Source organism: Xanthomonas sp. NCPPB 3959 (assembly GCF_056675575.1).
Genome location: NZ_JBWWVR010000021.1, coordinates 20,282 through 36,041 on the forward strand (window position 1 = coordinate 20,282; position 15,760 = coordinate 36,041).

Sequence of the window (15,760 nt, forward strand, 5' to 3'; positions counted from 1 at the left end):
GGGAAGGCCTGCAGCTGCGGTTCGCCGCGCTGCCGCCATGCACGCAGTGCGGGCGGCGGCAGTGTGCAGGCTTGTCCGGTCCACGACGCACACCCCAGAGCCAGACAGGAGAGTGCAGTGGGTTTGGCGACGTTGGATATCGTGATTGTGCTGGTCTATCTGACCGGCATCTTCGTGCTCGCGCAGTGGGTCTCGCGCGAGAAGGCAGGCCACACCAAGAGCGCCGAGGATTACTTTCTGGCGAGCAAGTCGTTGCCGTGGTGGGCGATCGGCGCCTCGCTGATTGCCGCAAACATCTCGGCCGAGCAGATCATCGGCATGGCCGGTTCCGGCTATGCGATCGGTCTGGCGATCGCGTCCTACGAATGGATGGCGGCGCTGACGTTGCTGATCGTCGGCAAGTTCTTCCTGCCGATCTTCCTGCGCAACGGCATCTACACCATGCCGCAGTTCCTGGAACAGCGGTACGGCAAATGGATCCGCACGCTGATGGCGGTGTTCTGGCTGCTGCTGTACGTGTTCGTCAATCTCACCTCGATCCTGTGGCTGGGGTCGATCGCGGTCAGCCAGGTCACCGGCATGGACCAGACCCTGGCGCTGACCTTGATCGGCGTGTTCGCGCTGGTGTATCAGTTGTACGGCGGTCTGAAAGCAGTCGCCTTGACCGACATCGTGCAGGTCACGCTGCTGGTGCTGGGCGGCCTGCTGGTGGCGGGCCTGACCCTGGCGCGCATCGGCGATGGTGCCGGCGTGCTGGCTGGCTTCAAGCAGCTGTGGAGTGCGCACCCCGAGCACTTCCACATGATCCTGAGCAAGGACAACCCGTTCTACAAGGACCTGCCCGGCCTGAGCGTGCTGCTGGGCGGTCTGTGGGTGATGAACATCAGTTACTGGGGTTTCAACCAGTACATCATCCAGCGCGCGCTGGCGGCCAAGAACATCGGCGAGGCGCAAAAGGGCATGGTGTTCGCCGCGTTCCTGAAGCTGCTGATGCCGTTGGTGATCGTGGTGCCGGGCATTGCCGCGGTGGTGCTGGCGCCGGACCTGGCCAAGCCCGACCAGGCCTATCCGACCATGATGCAGCTGTTGCCGACCGGCATCCTGGGGCTGGTGTTCGCAGCCCTGGTGGCGGCGATCGTGGCCTCGCTGGCTTCCAAGATCAATTCGGTGGCGACGATCTTCACCCTGGATTTCTACGCCAAGTTCCGCCCGCAGACCGAGCAGAAGCAGCTGGTGCGCGTGGGCCGCATCGTGGCCATCGTGGCGGTGGTCATCGGCATCCTCACCGCGCGGCCGTTGCTGGGCAACTTCGATCAGGGCTTCCAGTTCATCCAGGAATTCACCGGCTTCTTTACCCCGGGCGTGGTGGTGATCTTCATGCTCGGCCTGTTCTGGAAGCGCGCCAACGAAGCCGGCGCACTGACCGCGGCGATCGGCTCGGTGGTGCTCTCGTTCGCGCTCAAGTTCGCCTGGCCGGAACTGCCGTTCATGGACCGCATCGGCGTGGTGTTCGTGGCGGCGCTGGTGCTGGCGGTGCTGGTGTCGCTGATGACCGCGCCCACCCAGGCGCGCGACCTGATCCGTACCGACGATGTGGCCTACGGCACCACGCTGGGCTTCAAGATCGGTGCGATCGGGGTGGTGGTGATTCTGATCGCGCTGTACGCGGTGTTCTGGTAATCGCCAACGCAACCGGCTGACATCGGTTGTTGCACGCGGCGCGGCACGCAGGTGTCGCGCCGCAGTGCGTTTGGACGTTGTGGTTTACACGCCACGCAGCGTCTTACACCCGCGCCGCCGCCAGGCTAGCGGCGAGCAGATTGACCGGGGCTTCAAATTGCGCATGCCACGGCGTCTGCAGCCAGGTTTCCAACGCGGCGGCCGGCATTGGCTTGGCGATCCAGTAACCCTGGCCTTCGTCACAGCCCCAGGCGCGCAACTGCGCATACGCCTCGGCCGACTCGATGCCTTCGGCGACCACGCGCTGGCCCAGGCTGTGGCCGAGCTGGATCATTGCCGGCACCAGGGTGCGGTCGGTGCGGCTGTCCGGCAGCGAGCGGACGAAGGATTGATCGATCTTCAACGAGCTGGCCGGCAGCTGCTTGAGATAGCTGAAATTGCTGTAGCCGGTGCCGAAGTCGTCGATGGCGATATGCACGCCCAGCGCCGCGATTGCCGCCAATTGCTCGGCCAGATGCTCCGGGTGGCGGATCATCGCGCTTTCGGTGAATTCGATTTCCAGCCGGCGCGGATCCAGCTTGTGGCGCTCCAATCCGCGCTTGAGCAGGCCGGCAAAGCCGGGCCGGTCCAGATCGGCGGCCGATACGTTCAAGGCCAGGTTGAAGTCCAGACCCTGTTGTTGCCAGCGCGCAGCCTGGGCGATGCCGTTGTCGATGACCCAGGCGGTGATACGGTTGATCAGCGCAGTCTTCTCGGCCATCGGCACGAAGTCGGACGGCATCACCGGGCCGATCATCGGGTGCTGCCAACGCAGCAGCGCTTCCACCGCCACGCAGCGGTGATCGTGCAGATCCACGCGTGGTTGATAGTGCAGGCGCAACTGACTGGCGCTGTCCAGCGCGGCGGGCAGGGCAGCCAGCAGGCGGAAGGTATTGCGCTGGGCCACATCGTGCTTGCGCTCGTACATGCTCCACGGCAAGGCGCGCTCGCGTGAGACATCCACCGCGGTGGTGAGCGAGCGGATGGTATCGGCGGCGCCATAGCTGGTCTGCAGCGCAACCGCGCCGATCGAGGCCACCGCCGTGTGCGGAATACCCTGATGTTCCAGCGGCTCGGCGAAGGCCTTGGAGACCTTGATGCACAGCGTGGACAAGCGTTGCGTCTCGGCCTGCGCCAGAAAGCCGAAGGTGGTCGGGTCCAGGCGATACAACGCGGTACTGGCCGGCAGATAGGCCGCCAGACGACGTTGCGCCAGGGCCACATAGCCGTCGGCGTAATCCCAGCCCAGCGCCTTGACCATGTCGCGGAAGTAATCGCTGCCGCAGATATCCACCGCCACCGCGGTGGTCGCAGGTGCGCCTTCGCGTTGCGAGAGCCAGGCATCCAGGTCCTCGCCAAAGCGCGATCGATTGGGCAGACCGGTCGGGCCATCGCGATAGGTGGTACTGCGCAGGTTTTCCACCCGCAGTACGGCCAGGTCGCGCAGGCCTTCCAACTGGGCGATGGTCGCTGCGTCCAGACCTGGGCGCGGGCTGGTGCCGATCACGCACAAGGTGCCGATGCTGTGGCCGTCGAGCAGTTTCAGCGGTGCGCCTGCGTAGAAGCGGATGAACGGCGGGCCCAGCACCAGCGGGTTGTCGCAGAAGCGCGGATCCAGCTGCGCGTCGGGTACCACCATCACCTCGTCGGCGCGGATCGCATGGGCGCAGAACGCCTGGTCGCGCGGGGTTTCCTGCGCCTCCAGGCCAATACGTGCCTTGAACCACTGGCGGTGCTCGTCCACCAGCGAGACCAGCGCGATTTCCGCACCCAGACTGCGTGCGGCCATCGCGGCGATGGTCTCGAACATCGGATCCGGCGGCGAGTCCAGCAGGCACAAGCCACGCAGGACGGCCAGCCGGGTGGACTCATCGGCCATCGGCGAAAGCAGGGATTCGGCAGAGTTGAGCATGGATTGCATGTGTTCGTATCGGCCTGAAGCGTGATCCCTTGATCAGGGGGGACTGGCTTTGTTCAGTTGATTGCGGGCTGTACTGCCGGCAGGCGGCGTGCCATGCGCTGTCGCTGCCCGGATCGATGCAATCGCGCGGTGTTTACCGCGACTCGCAGCGTCGCTGATTGGTCTGACTCGGACGACATTCCTGATCTGCAAAGCCTGTCGCACAAGCGGCGACGGAATGCCTCCAGACCGCTAAACATTGCCGGCTTACGGCCGATCACTGGCTGTACGCAGATTTGTAGAGCCAGCGACAAGCCCGATTTATTTCAGCGCGTCGCTGCTTCTGTGATCTGGGTTGCCTTCACCGCTGTCGGGAGTTGACACAGTGTTCATGCGATCTGTGGATTCCGCCGTCGCGGTTACGACGTCCCTGCCTGGAAACCGATCGTGAAATCATTGCAGTTTTTCGCTCAACGCATGCTCCTGATCACCGCCGGTCTGGCGTTCTCGTCTGCCGCGCATGCGGGATTGTCGGTCTCGGGCACGCAGTTGCGTGAGTCCAACGGCAACGCGCTGGTGTTGCGCGGGGTCAATCTGCCGCATGCCTGGTACGCAAGCCGTACCGATGCAGCCTTGGTGGCCATCGCTGCGACCGGCGCCAACAGCGTGCGGGTGGTGCTCAGCTCCGGCTACCGCTGGAACCGCACACCGGAGGCCGAGGTGGCGCGCATCATTACGCGTTGCAAGAGCCTGGGCCTGATCGCGGTGCTGGAAGTGCACGACACCACCGGTTATGGCGAAGACGGCGCGGCGGCCGGTCTGGCCCATGCCACCGCTTACTGGACCAGCATCCGCAAGGCGCTGATCGGTAACGAAGACCACGTGATCATCAATATCGGCAACGAGCCGTTCGGCAATCGCTTGAGCGCGAGCGAATGGGTCAACGGCCATGCCACCGCGATCGCTGCGTTACGCAAGAGCGGTCTGACCCACGCGCTGATGGTGGATGCGCCGAACTGGGGGCAGGACTGGCAGTTCTACATGCGCGACAACGCTGCTGCACTGCTGGCGCGCGACAGCAAGCGCAATGTGATCTTCAGCGTGCACATGTACGAGGTGTTCGGCAGCGATGCGACGGTCAACAATTATCTGCGTGCCTTCCGCGATAAAAAGCTGACGCTGGTGATCGGCGAGTTCGGTGGAGACCATCGCGGCGCACACGTGGACGAAGCGGCGATCATGCGGCGCGCACGCGAGTACAGCGTCGGCTACATGGGCTGGTCGTGGTCGGGCAACGACAGCAGCACCAAATCGCTGGACATTGCAGTGGGCTGGAATGGCGCACGCCTCAGCACCTGGGGAACCAGATTGCTCCTGGGCGCCGATGGGATTGCGGCGACTTCGCGTAGGGCTAGCGTGTTCGGCCCGCGTTGAGGCGGGAACACCCGTCAGCGAGCGTCGGCGGTCTTTTGATTCGGCGTTGCGTCTTAGGTTAGGTGTAGAGCGGCTGGTGTTTGGTTTTGCTGCAGGGCCCTTGCCCGCCCACCATCGCAGGACACGCCGCAAGTACGTCCATGTAGGCTCTTACGCGGCATCCATGCCTCGTAAGGTCCTGCGACGGTGGGCGGGCAAGGACCAGTGGAGATGGTCGGTGTGCATGGTTGCAAGCAATGCATGAGGTGCGTTGTTTGGCTGTCGCAGCGTCCGATTAGCTTCCCAAAGCAAGCCGAGCAACAGGCAGGCTTTCATCCAACTACCGACCAACTTTCTGGTGCGGCGTCCTTGCCGATTGCGGGACCGTGTGGCGGCATGGATGCCGCCACCGAGCCTACAGGGACGTACTTGCGGCGTGTCCCGCGAGCGGTGAGGGCGCCGCGCCCTCGACTGACTAGTCGGCTCCATTTTAGACGCCAAGACTCGAAATCTTGGTTGTCTTGCTAAGTGCTTGGACGGTACAGACAGGTCGTCCTGAGCGGCGAGGGCACCGTGCCCTCGGCCAGCTCGCCCCCGACCAGCTCGTCCTCACGACAACCTAGCCAGCTCTCAACGCCCGGGCTCGCGTAATGGGCCCGGGCTTGGACGCTTGGTCAATTTGCGCTGCAGCGAGCGGCGATGCATGCCGAGCAGGCGTGCGGCGGCGGAGACATTGCCGCCGGTTTCGTGCAGCGCCTGCTGGATGTGCTCCCATTGCAGACGGCTGAGCGGTGTCATCATTTCCTGCGCGGTTTCTTCTTCGTCCGGCTCGGGTAGCTCGTCGTCTTCTTCGCCCAGCGCGCGCATTATGGTGGGGATATTGGCCGGCTTGGGCAGATAATCGTCGGCGCCGAGTTTGATCGCCTCCACTGCGGTGGCGATGCTCGCGTAACCGGTGACCAGCAGGATGCGCATGTCGGTGCGAATCTCGCGTAGCGGCTGGATCAGGTTCAGACCCGAATCGTTGCCGAGCTTGAGATCGATCAGCGCGAAATCCGGCAACGCGCTGCGCGCGATCGACAATGCACTGGCCGCGTCGGTGGCGGTCAGCGTTTCCACGCCGCGACGGGCGAGGCTGCGTTGCAGGGTGCGCAGGTACAAGGTGTCGTCGTCGACCAGCAGGCCGGTGCGCAGGGGAGTGCTTGTCATGCGAGTGCCTCGTGTTCGGAGAGCGGCAGACGGAAACCGACGCGGGCGCCGCTGCCTTCGGCGGGCAGCATCCACAATTCGCCCTGCAGCCGCTCGACGGTGGCATGCGACAGGGCAAGACCCACACCCATGCCGTCGTGCTTGCCGCTGTTGAACAAGGTGCCCGGCAGCATGGCCTGCGAGGTGTCGAAGCCCGGCCCGTAGTCGCGCACTTCGCCGCTGAGGTGGTCTTGCTCTATGCGCAGGGTCAGATCGATTTGCGGGCGCCCGGCACGTTCGCCGGCGTCAGCGGCATTATTGAGCAGCACCATCAGCAGATGGCTGACGCCGGGCTGCAGCAGCAGGCGCATCGGCGCGTCGTCGTTGCGGCGCAGCTCGATGGTCGGGCGCACCAGTCGCCACTGTTCCAGCACGTCCTTGACCGCCACTTCGCGGCTCAGGTGCCCATTGTCGGCCGGCGCTGCCAGCGCCAGCACGCGCTCATGGCATTGCACCAGCAGCTCGCGCAAGGTGTCCAGATCTTCGCGCAGCTCGTTCTGGTCGCACTGGTCGGCGATGTCGTCGACCAGCAGGGTCATCGTCGCCAGCGGGGTGTTCAACTCATGCGCGACCGAGGCCGCATGTGTGGCCAGCGCCACGATGCCCTCGTTGCGTGCAAAGCGCTCGCGCAGCATGGAGATCTCGCGCTCGCGTTCGCGCATCGACAAGGCCAGCCGCGTTGCGAACGCCAGTACTACCACCGTGGAGAGCAGGAAGTTGGCTGCCATGCCCCACATGTGCAGGCTCAGCGGGTCGAAGCTGCCGTAGGGCAGCGGCAGGCCGAAGGCGGCGCTGATCACGTAGCCGGCCACACAGGAGGCCGCCACCGCCATCGCCCAGCCCAACGGCAGGGCCAGTGCGGCCAGCGCGATCAACACCAGGAACAGCGAGCCGAACGGATTGGCGATGCCGCCGCTCCAGCCCACCATCCAGGTCAGCACGGTCACATCGACTAGGATGTGGCCAAATTCGGTGGCCTGGCTGACCGCACCGCGGTGGGCCACACGCAGCTGCGCGTACAGGTTGAACACTGCCAGCGCGGCCACGCCGGCCCACAGCGGTTGCTGCGGCAGGTTCAGGCCCATCACCCCGGTGGCGACCAGGATGGTGGCGGCCTGGCCGGCAGTGGCCAGCCAACGCAGGCTGCACAGGGTTCGCAGGAAGGAAGCGTCGGAGCTGTTCATCACGGCAATGCTATGCGCTCGGGAAGGTGGCGGTATGCGACAAACCGTCGCATCGGTGTGGAAGACGGCCCGCGCGGCGCTTCAGCTGTGAGCGGACCGATGACAGGCTAAAATACCGCGATGTACGACGCCGTGACCCGCCCAACCCCTCCCGCCGACGCCACCGCCTGGCCGCGTCGCATCACCCGCAGCGTCAAGATCGGTAGCGTGGTCGTGGGCGGCGGCCACCCGGTGGTCGTCCAGTCGATGACCAATACCGACACCGCCGACATCGCCGGCAGCGTCAAGCAGGTGTCCGAGCTCTGGCGCGCCGGCTCGGAAATGGTGCGCCTGACCGTCAACAACGCCGAGTCTGCCGCCGCCATCCCGCGCATCGTCGACAAGTTGCGGATGATGGGGATCGAGGTCCCGTTGATCGGCGACTTCCATTACAACGGTCACCAACTGCTCGCCGCCGAGCCGGCCTGCGCCGAAGCGCTGGCCAAGTACCGCATCAACCCCGGCAATGTCGGTTTCGGTAAGAAGAAGGATCTGCAGTTCGCGCAGCTGATCGAATTCGCCATCAAGTACGACAAGCCGGTGCGCATCGGTGCCAACTGGGGCTCGCTGGATCAGTCGCTGGCGGCGCAGCTGATGGACGAGAATTCGCAGCGCGATACTCCGTGGGATGCCGGCCGTGTGCTGCGCGAGGCATTGATTCGCTCGGCAGTGGATTCGGCCGAGCGTGCGGTGGAGCTGGGCCTGGCGCGCGAGCGCATCATTCTGTCGGCCAAGGTGTCCGGCGTGCAGGAGCTGATCGCGGTGTATCGCGACATGGCGAGCCGCTGCGACTTTGCGCTGCACCTGGGCCTGACTGAAGCCGGCATCGGCAGCAAGGGCATCGTGGCCTCGGCTGCCGCGCTGAGCGTACTGCTGCAGGAAGGCATCGGCGACACCATCCGTATCTCGCTGACGCCGGAGCCGGGCCAGTCGCGCACCCAGGAAGTGATCGTTGCGCAGGAACTGCTGCAGACCACCGGCCAACGCGCCTTCACCCCGATGGTCACTGCGTGCCCGGGCTGCGGCCGCACCACTTCGGAGTTTTTCCAGGAACTGGCTGGCGTGGTGCAGAACCATGTGCGCGCCAAGATGCCGGAATGGAAGATCAGCAATCCCGGCGCGGAAAACATGACCCTGGCGGTGATGGGCTGCGTGGTTAACGGGCCGGGCGAATCGCGCCACGCCAATATCGGCATCTCGTTGCCGGGCACCGGCGAGGCGCCGTCGGCGCCGGTATTTATCGATGGCGAAAAAAGCGTCACCCTGCGTGGCGAGAACATCGCCTACGAGTTCATCGATCTGATCGACCAGTATGTCGAACGCACCTATGTCCGCCGCGCCGGCTGAATCGCCGGCCGGTTTCAGATATTGGCTGCGCAACAATGCATGGCGCATGGCGTTGTTGTTCGCCGGCGTGTTGTTGCCGCTTGGGCTGTTTGTTGACCTGGCCGATGAAGTCCACGAGCTGGAGAATTTCTACTTCGACGAGCCCTTGCTGTGGAGCATGCGCAGCATCGCCACGCCGGGGCTGGATGCGTTTTTCGGCCTGATCTCCAGAGTCGGCTACCAGTACGGCGTGATTCCGATCGATATTGCGATCGTGCTGGTACTGCTGGCGTTGCGGCGCTGGCGCGAAAGCACCTTCGCCGCGCTGGGGTTCGGTGGCTCGGCGTTGTTGAACATGGGCGCCAAACAGTTCTTTCAGCGCAATCGCCCGAGCCTGTGGGAATCGATCGCGCCGGAAAGCACTTTCAGCTTCCCGAGTGGTCACGCGATGGGCTCGATGACGCTGGCTGCGGTGGTCGTTGCGCTGGCCTGGAACACGCGCTGGCGCTGGCCGGTGACTATTGCCGCCAGTCTGTTCGCAGTGCTGGTGGGCGTGTCGCGGATTTACCTGGGCGTGCATTACCCCTCAGACATCCTGGGCGGCTGGTCGGCCGCACTGGTGTGGGTGGTCGGGCTGTATCTGGTGATGTTTCGCGGCGCGCGACGTCCACATTGGCGTCGCCATCGCATGTCAGGCTGATGACACGGCCGCGCCGACGTTGAACGTGGTGGGCGCAGGCGCGGGCACCTAGCGTGGTGCAGACAGGCACGGCCTTTGACTCAGCAATGATTTGCTCGCTCCCGGCGCCATAACTGCAGCCCGATCACGCTGCCAATCACTGCCAGCAGACTCATGTAGTACGCCGGTCCCATCGGGTGCTGCTTGAGTAACATCACCACCACCAACGGTGTCAGACCACCAAAGACGGCATAGCCCAGGTTGTAGGCGAACGACACGCCAGACAGGCGCACCAACGGCGGAAATGCTTCGACCATGATGCGCGGGATCGCCCCCAGGACGCCGAGCGCAGCGCCCAGCAGGGCATACAGCGGAAACAACAGCTGCGGGTCGCCCGCCAGCCGATAGAACAGCCATGCGCTAATGCCCAGAAACACACTGCCGACAAGCAGCACGCGTCCGTTGCCCCAGCGGTCGGACAATGCACCGGCCACGATCGAGCCGATGGCCTGCAGCAGAACCGCGAGCAGATTGGCCTGCAATGCAACCGCTGCCGGGTAGCGATACACGCTCTGCAGCAGCGTGGGCGTCATCAGCGATACCACCAGCACCCCGGCCGCGACCATCCAGGTCAGCCACAACGACAGCGCCACACTGCGCGGATGATCGCGCAGCACCACCTTGAGTGGCGTTTCGCGCGCGATCGCACGCATGGCCATCAGTTCGGCGAACACCGGGGTTTCGTGCAGCCAGCGCCGCAGATAGACCGAAAGCAGCCCGAAGACGCCGCCTGCCAGGAACGGCAGGCGCCAGGCATAGTCGGCGATCTCCTGCGGGGTGAAGGCGCGATTGATCGCCCCGGCGCTCAGCGAACCGAGCAGGACGCCGGCAGCCAGGCCGGCGGTCAATGTTCCGCAAGCGAGTCCTCTGCGCTGCGCCGGCACGTGTTCTGCGACGAACACCCATGCACTGGGAACTTCGCCGCCAATGGCCGCGCCCTGCAGCAGCCGCATCGTCAGCAGCAGGAGCGGTGCGGCCAGGCCGATCTGCGCATAGGTTGGCAGCACGCCGATGGCCAGCGTGGGCAATGCCATCAGCCCGATGCTCAGCGCGAACATGCGCTTGCGACCAAGCAGATCGCCGAAGTGCGCCATCACGATCCCGCCCAGCGGGCGGATCAGGTAGCCGGCCGCAAAGATGCCGAAGGTCTGCAACTGGCGCATCCAGTCCGGGATGCCTGGCGGAAAGAACAGCTCTCCCAGCACCGTCGCGAAAAAAATGAAGATGATGAAGTCGTAGAGTTCCAGCGCGCCGCCCAGCGCAGACAGGGCCAGCGTCTTGTAATCGCCGCGTGTGAGCTGAGTTGCTGGTGCAGTGCCTGGTGATGGGTCGGTCTTCAAGGCGTGACCTCCTGTGGCAGGTGATGGCGTGCATGCGCGTGCTGGAACGGTGACGTTTGACGCAGCTGTGCTGCCGCGCCAGCAAGGCACAGCTTGCACGTTTGTACGCGAGCAAGACGCAGATGCACTTCGGTAAAGGCGCGGTGGCTGCGCCTTCGATACCGATCAATCGTGCACGCTTGCCAGCGCCGCTGCCTCAGCGTGCAGTGCGGTGGTGTCGAACAGTGGTAGCTGCGCATCGGTGGCATCTACCAGCAGCGAAATCTCGGTGCAGCCCAGGATGATCCCCTGCGCAGCTTGCTGGCCGACGCATGCCCCCGATCAGGCCAATGGTTTTGCTTGGAACCGGCATGCCGACCTCATCGCGGAGCATTCAGTGAAAGTGCGCCTGGCGGCGTGGTCCCGTCAATGTGCGGGTTGCGCCGACACGCAGTGTACGTTGGCATCGTTGCCACGCCACCGCGCGGGCCTGCGCGGCGCCGCACAGACGATTGATCACTCGCCTGGTTTTACGCCCTCTATCGGCGCGTGCGTGGCAGCGCGCCGTGCCAGCACGCTTTCGCGATGGGCGATATAGACGTTGGCAGCGATGATGATGGCCGCACCGATCAAGGTATGGCGTTCGATCGCCTCACCAAACAACCACCAGCCCAGCAATGCCACCAGCGGCAGCTGCATGAAGCTGATCGGCTGCAGCGCCGAGACTTCGCCCAGCTTGAGCGCGCGCGTCCAGAACAACTGCCCGGCGGTGCCGAAGATGCCGGTTGCCACCAGCCACAGCCAGTCGATGCCCTGCGGCCAGGTCCATTGAAATAGCGCCGGAGTCAGCGACATCGGCACCCAGAACACATAGGTGTAGAACACCACAGTGTCGGAGTCATCGTTGCGCGAGAGCTGTTTGATCTGGATCGCGACAATGGCGCTGATGACCGCAGCCAACAGCGCAACCAACAGGCCGGGCGTAAAGGTGGACGAACCTGGCCGCAGGATCACCAACACACCGATGAATCCTGCCGCCACTGCCAGCCAGCGGCGCATGCGCACTTGTTCGTGCAGCCATACCACCGCCAAGACGGTGACGAACAACGGCGTGGAATACGACAACGAAATCGCTTGCGACAGCGGCAGATGGCCGATCGCCCAGAACCCGCACAGCATCGAGGCCAGACCGATCGATGTGCGCGCCAGATACTGCGGCAATTGCCGCGTACGCGGCAGCGGTTTGCCCGGCCGCACGATCAGCGGCAACAACGCCAATAATCCGAACGCGTTACGAAAAAACGCAATCTCGGTGGTGGAGATATTGCTTGAAGCCAGCCGGATGGCGATGGCCATCAGGCCGAAGGCGAAGGTACTGGTGAGCATCCACAGCGCAGCACGTCGTGATGCCTGTTGCGCTGTCACCAATGCGCTCCGATGACGCGCGGTTCCGGTTCAAGAATCACCGAGTAACGCTCGCGTACCGATTCGGCGATGCGTCGCGCAAATTCCAGCAATTGCGCGCCGCTGGCCGTGCCGTAGTTGACCAGCACCAGTGCGTGGTCCGGCGACACACCGGCATCGCCCTCGCGCCGGCCTTTCCAGCCGCACTGCTCGATCAACCAGGCCGCCGACAATTTGCCCTGCCCAGGCTGTTCGCCGGGATACACCGGCATATCGGCAAACGTGGCCTGCAGTGCGGCGATTTGTTCGCTCGGCAACAACGGATTCTTGAAGAAGCTGCCCGCATTGCCCAGCACATCCGGGTCCGGCAATTTGCGCCGACGGATGTTGATCACTGCCTGTGCCACATCGGCCGCGCCAGCCAGTTCGGCGCCCATGCTGGCGAGTTCCTCGCGGATACCGGCATAGTCCAGCCGCAACTCATGCAGCAGTGGCAGATTGAATTCCACTGCGACGATCAGATAGCGCTCCGGCAGTTGCTTGAACACGCTATCTCGATAGCCGAAGGCGCACTCCGCCGCAGCCAGCCGCACAAACTGCTGCGTGTGCCGATCGAAGGCGTCCACCACATGGATGAAGTCGCCCACCTGCGCGCCGTAGGCGCCGATGTTCTGAATCGGACAAGCGCCCACCGTGCCAGGAATCAATGCCAGATTTTCCAGCCCCGACAAACCTTGCTGCAGCGAATACAGCACCAGCGCATGCCAGTTGACGCCGGCACCGGCGCGCACAATGGCGTGGTCGGCGTGGTGCGCGATGATGCTCAGATCGCGGTTTTCGAAACACAGCACGCAGCCCGGCGGGTCGCCAGCCAGCAACACATTGCTGCCGCTGCCCAGGACCATTAGCGGTTGCCCGGCGATCTCGGGAGCGGCCAGTGCCCCGGGCAATGCGTCGGGCGCATGGATGCTGAGCAACCAGCGCGCCGTGGCCTCTACATGAAAGGTGTTGAGCGCACGCAGCGGCGCGTGCTCGCGCAACTGCCAGCCCGGCTGCATGGCCTGGCTCATAACGGCGACACCGCACCGCCGCTCGGCGCTTCGCGGCGGCGACGAATTGCATCCACGCATTCGCCGATCAACTGCGGCCCGCGATACACCAGGCCGCTATAGCACTGCACCAGGGTTGCGCCGGCGGCCATCTTCGCCAGCGCATCGGCACCGGAGTTGATACCGCCCACGCCGATCAACGGAATCGATTCGGGCAGGCGCGCGCGCAAGCGGCGCAGCACCAGAGTGGATTGCCCCAGCAGCGGTGCGCCGGACAGTCCGCCGGCCTCGCCAGCCAATGGATGGTTGGCGATCAAGGTGCGCGTCACCGTGGTGTTGGTGGCGATCACGCCATCCACCGCCAGGTCGGCCAGTACGCGCGCCGCAGCATCGATGTCGCGGTCGTTGAGGTCCGGTGCCACTTTCACCAGCATCGGCACGCGTTTGCCGTGTTGCGCAGCGAGGGCTTCCTGGGTTTCGCGCAACTCGGAAATCAAACGACGCAGCGCCTGTTCTTCCTGCAACTCGCGCAAGCCGGCGGTATTTGGTGAGGAAATATTGACGGTGATGTAGTCGGCCAGCGGGTACACGCGCTCCATGCAATAGCGGTAGTCGCTGGTTGCTTCCTCGTTGGGCGTGTCCTTGTTCTTGCCGATGTTGATGCCAAGCAGCCCGCCGCGACGGCGCGCGCGCTGCACGTTGGCCACCAGCGCATCCACGCCCAGATTGTTGAAGCCCATGCGGTTGATCACCGCCTGATACTCCGGCAGCCGGAACATGCGCGGCTTGGGATTGCCTTCCTGCGCACGCGGCGTCACCGTTCCGATTTCGACGAAGCCGAAACCCAGCGCCAGCAGCGCATCGATATGTTCGCCGTTCTTGTCCAGCCCGGCACCGAGCCCGACCGGATTGGGAAACATCAAACCAAACGCAGGTGTCGGCAGCGGCACCGGGCGCTTGGCCAGCAGCGGCGTGGTGCCGGTGCGGTAGGCGGTGTCGATGGAACGCAGGGCCAGCGCGTGGGCGCGCTCGGCGTCGAGGGAAAACAGGAAGGGGCGGGCAAGCGAATACATGCGGGTCAGTTCAATCTCCCGGCGAAAACGCGGGTCTGGTATTGGAAGTCGATGTGTCCGTCATGCGCATGCGCATCGAACAGCGTGCGTAGCGCGGCGAGCATTGGTGCATGGCGCGGGTCGTGCGCGAGCGGCGCATACGAAGACGACAATAGCCGGCCGCGCAAGGCGTCGAAATCCAGCTGTTGCGCATTGGGAAAGCGTGCCATCGCGCGGAAGCCTGCGCCGAACCAGGCCTGCATCGTGGCATCGTCCTGGTAACGCTCGGCCACGGCCGAATAGTCGGTGCCGTAGTCCAGCAGGATTTGCTCATAGCCGCGCAAGAAGTCGGTGGTGTCCAGCTCGCGGGTGTTCCAGTAGATCATCGCCAGCCCGTCGGGCTGCAGGATGCGCGCCCATTCGGCGCGAATGGCCTGCGTGTCGAACCAGTGGAACGCCTGCGCGGCGGACACCAGGCCAACGCTGGCATCGGCCAGCCCGGTGGCCTCGGCGGTGCCATCGATCGCCTGAAACTTGGGAAACCCCGCCAGCCACTGCTGCGCGGCTTCACGCATGGCCGGGTTGGGTTCCACTGCCGTGACTGGATAACCGGCCTCCAGAAACAGGCGGCTGGAGATGCCGGTGCCGGCGCCAATATCGGCCACAGCGGTTGCCGGGGTCACACCCAATTCTTCGTGCAACCAGCGCAGCAACTGCGGCGGATAACCGGGCCGGTAGCGCACGTAGGCCGCGACGCGGTCGTTGAAGCGCTGGGCAGAGGAGGGCGCGGCCATGCTCAACTGTTTGCGGCCGCAAGCCAGGCCATACCGCCGAAAAACAGGATGAAGATCGCGAGTCCTGCCACCCAGAGCGCCACCGCCAGCCAGCCAAGAATCAGCCCGCCGATGGCCAGCCCGTCGCCGTCCAGGCCCTGCGGATTGCGGCGGATTTCCGCCCGCGCCAGGTGGCCGGTGATGATGGCGCAGAGGCTGCCCAGGAACGGGATCAGCGTCCAGCCGAGAATGCCTGCGACCAGGCTGACAATGGCCATGGCACTGGTCTGTCGAACGACGACGTTCATCAGCAACTCCTGTAGAAGGGCCGGCAGCCGACGGCTGACGTACCGCGATTATCCCAGAGCGGCCGCCCGAAAGGCGTGCCGTTTGCGGCCAAACGGCGATCGCGTGGGCGCGTTTGGCGCGTTTGAGCGCTCGAATCGGCTGAGTGTGCGGCGTTGGGCGCCGCTACTTACGGCAACAAGGGAGGGGCGGACGCTCCGCAGATTGCTGGTCCAGTGGCCTTGGTGCAGGCAGTTATCGGCTGCCGGTCGCGGGACGTCGGCGACCAACGCCGTCACTGTCAGGCTGT

Annotated in this window: 13 protein-coding genes and 1 pseudogene; 4 read left to right on the top strand and 10 right to left on the bottom strand. The window is 64.6% G+C overall.

All coding sequences use genetic code 11. The features are described 5' to 3' along the window. The first annotated feature begins 117 nt into the window (after positions 1–117). Positions 118–1,680: a sodium/sugar symporter gene (locus AC1KVG_RS19295; protein ID WP_023904700.1), complete on the top strand. Its 1,563-nt coding sequence runs from the start codon at positions 118–120 to the stop codon at positions 1,678–1,680. A gap of 103 nt (positions 1,681–1,783) precedes the next feature. Here the strand turns inward: AC1KVG_RS19295 and AC1KVG_RS19300 are convergent, their stop codons facing one another. After that, positions 1,784–3,631, bottom strand: a complete 1,848-nt coding sequence (locus tag AC1KVG_RS19300) for a putative bifunctional diguanylate cyclase/phosphodiesterase (protein WP_481095452.1) — start codon at positions 3,629–3,631, stop codon at positions 1,784–1,786. 435 nt (positions 3,632–4,066) lie between these two features. Here AC1KVG_RS19300 and AC1KVG_RS19305 point away from each other — a divergent pair, with 435 nt between their 5' ends. Continuing rightward, positions 4,067–5,053 (top strand): glycoside hydrolase family 5 protein, encoded by a 987-nt coding sequence (locus tag AC1KVG_RS19305; RefSeq protein ID WP_481095453.1) that lies wholly within the window; start codon positions 4,067–4,069, stop codon positions 5,051–5,053. Positions 5,054–5,662: 609 nt separating this feature from the next. Here AC1KVG_RS19305 and AC1KVG_RS19310 read toward each other — a convergent pair. Next, positions 5,663–6,241, bottom strand: a complete 579-nt coding sequence (locus AC1KVG_RS19310) for a response regulator transcription factor (protein ID WP_006449316.1) — start codon at positions 6,239–6,241, stop codon at positions 5,663–5,665. Further along, a complete protein-coding gene (locus AC1KVG_RS19315; protein WP_074057619.1) occupies positions 6,238–7,464 on the bottom strand; it encodes an ATP-binding protein in 1,227 nt (408 codons plus the stop codon). Before AC1KVG_RS19315 ends, AC1KVG_RS19310 begins: the two co-directional genes overlap by 4 nt. A 120-nt stretch (positions 7,465–7,584) precedes the next feature. Between AC1KVG_RS19315 and ispG the strand changes: the two genes are divergently transcribed. After that, a complete protein-coding gene (ispG, locus tag AC1KVG_RS19320; protein WP_481095454.1) occupies positions 7,585–8,850 on the top strand; it encodes a flavodoxin-dependent (E)-4-hydroxy-3-methylbut-2-enyl-diphosphate synthase in 1,266 nt (421 codons plus the stop codon). Then, entirely contained in the window at positions 8,831–9,529 is a 699-nt protein-coding gene (locus AC1KVG_RS19325) for a phosphatase PAP2 family protein (RefSeq protein ID WP_481095482.1), read from the top strand. Before ispG ends, AC1KVG_RS19325 begins: the two co-directional genes overlap by 20 nt. A gap of 80 nt (positions 9,530–9,609) precedes the next feature. On the opposite strand, the gene AC1KVG_RS19330 is transcribed toward AC1KVG_RS19325, so the two are convergent. The 7 genes and pseudogenes from AC1KVG_RS19330 to AC1KVG_RS19360 all read right to left on the bottom strand — a co-directional run bounded on the left by AC1KVG_RS19330 (position 9,610) and on the right by AC1KVG_RS19360 (position 15,473). Continuing rightward, positions 9,610–10,908, bottom strand: coding sequence for an MFS transporter (locus AC1KVG_RS19330; protein ID WP_481095455.1), 1,299 nt, complete (start codon positions 10,906–10,908; stop codon positions 9,610–9,612). A 165-nt stretch (positions 10,909–11,073) separates the two neighbouring features. Further along, positions 11,074–11,217: pseudogene (locus AC1KVG_RS19335) on the bottom strand (aspartate/glutamate racemase family protein); the annotation flags it as partial. 186 nt (positions 11,218–11,403) lie between these two features. After that, positions 11,404–12,315 carry a DMT family transporter gene (locus tag AC1KVG_RS19340; RefSeq protein WP_481095456.1) on the bottom strand — a complete coding sequence of 304 codons (912 nt, stop codon included), beginning with the start codon at positions 12,313–12,315 and terminating at the stop codon, positions 11,404–11,406. Continuing rightward, a complete protein-coding gene (gene murB / locus AC1KVG_RS19345; protein WP_481095457.1) occupies positions 12,309–13,361 on the bottom strand; it encodes a UDP-N-acetylmuramate dehydrogenase in 1,053 nt (350 codons plus the stop codon). The genes AC1KVG_RS19340 and murB overlap by 7 nt, the downstream gene beginning before the upstream one ends. Continuing rightward, complete coding sequence (locus AC1KVG_RS19350) at positions 13,358–14,413, bottom strand: quinone-dependent dihydroorotate dehydrogenase (RefSeq protein ID WP_006449323.1); 1,056 nt, start codon at positions 14,411–14,413, stop codon at positions 13,358–13,360. Before AC1KVG_RS19350 ends, murB begins: the two co-directional genes overlap by 4 nt. A gap of 5 nt (positions 14,414–14,418) precedes the next feature. After that, on the bottom strand, positions 14,419–15,186 hold the full coding sequence (locus AC1KVG_RS19355; RefSeq protein ID WP_229010144.1) for a class I SAM-dependent methyltransferase: 768 nt from the start codon (positions 15,184–15,186) through the stop codon (positions 14,419–14,421). A gap of 2 nt (positions 15,187–15,188) precedes the next feature. Further along, positions 15,189–15,473, bottom strand: coding sequence for a DUF4190 domain-containing protein (locus tag AC1KVG_RS19360; RefSeq protein WP_006449325.1), 285 nt, complete (start codon positions 15,471–15,473; stop codon positions 15,189–15,191). Positions 15,474–15,760: the final 287 nt, after the last annotated feature.

Excerpts from the sequence above, each read along its gene's own strand:
- AC1KVG_RS19300 (WP_481095452.1), bottom strand. The coding sequence starts at position 3,631 with ATGCTCAACTCTGCCGAATCCCTGCTTTCGCCGATGGCCGATGAGTCC.
- AC1KVG_RS19310 (WP_006449316.1), bottom strand. The coding sequence starts at position 6,241 with ATGACAAGCACTCCCCTGCGCACCGGCCTGCTGGTCGACGACGACACC.
- AC1KVG_RS19315 (WP_074057619.1), bottom strand. The coding sequence starts at position 7,464 with ATGAACAGCTCCGACGCTTCCTTCCTGCGAACCCTGTGCAGCCTGCGT.
- ispG (WP_481095454.1), top strand. The coding sequence starts at position 7,585 with ATGTACGACGCCGTGACCCGCCCAACCCCTCCCGCCGACGCCACCGCC.
- AC1KVG_RS19325 (WP_481095482.1), top strand. The coding sequence starts at position 8,831 with ATGTCCGCCGCGCCGGCTGAATCGCCGGCCGGTTTCAGATATTGGCTG.
- murB (WP_481095457.1), bottom strand. The coding sequence starts at position 13,361 with ATGAGCCAGGCCATGCAGCCGGGCTGGCAGTTGCGCGAGCACGCGCCG.
- AC1KVG_RS19350 (WP_006449323.1), bottom strand. The coding sequence starts at position 14,413 with ATGTATTCGCTTGCCCGCCCCTTCCTGTTTTCCCTCGACGCCGAGCGC.
- AC1KVG_RS19355 (WP_229010144.1), bottom strand. The coding sequence starts at position 15,186 with ATGGCCGCGCCCTCCTCTGCCCAGCGCTTCAACGACCGCGTCGCGGCC.
- AC1KVG_RS19360 (WP_006449325.1), bottom strand. The coding sequence starts at position 15,473 with ATGAACGTCGTCGTTCGACAGACCAGTGCCATGGCCATTGTCAGCCTG.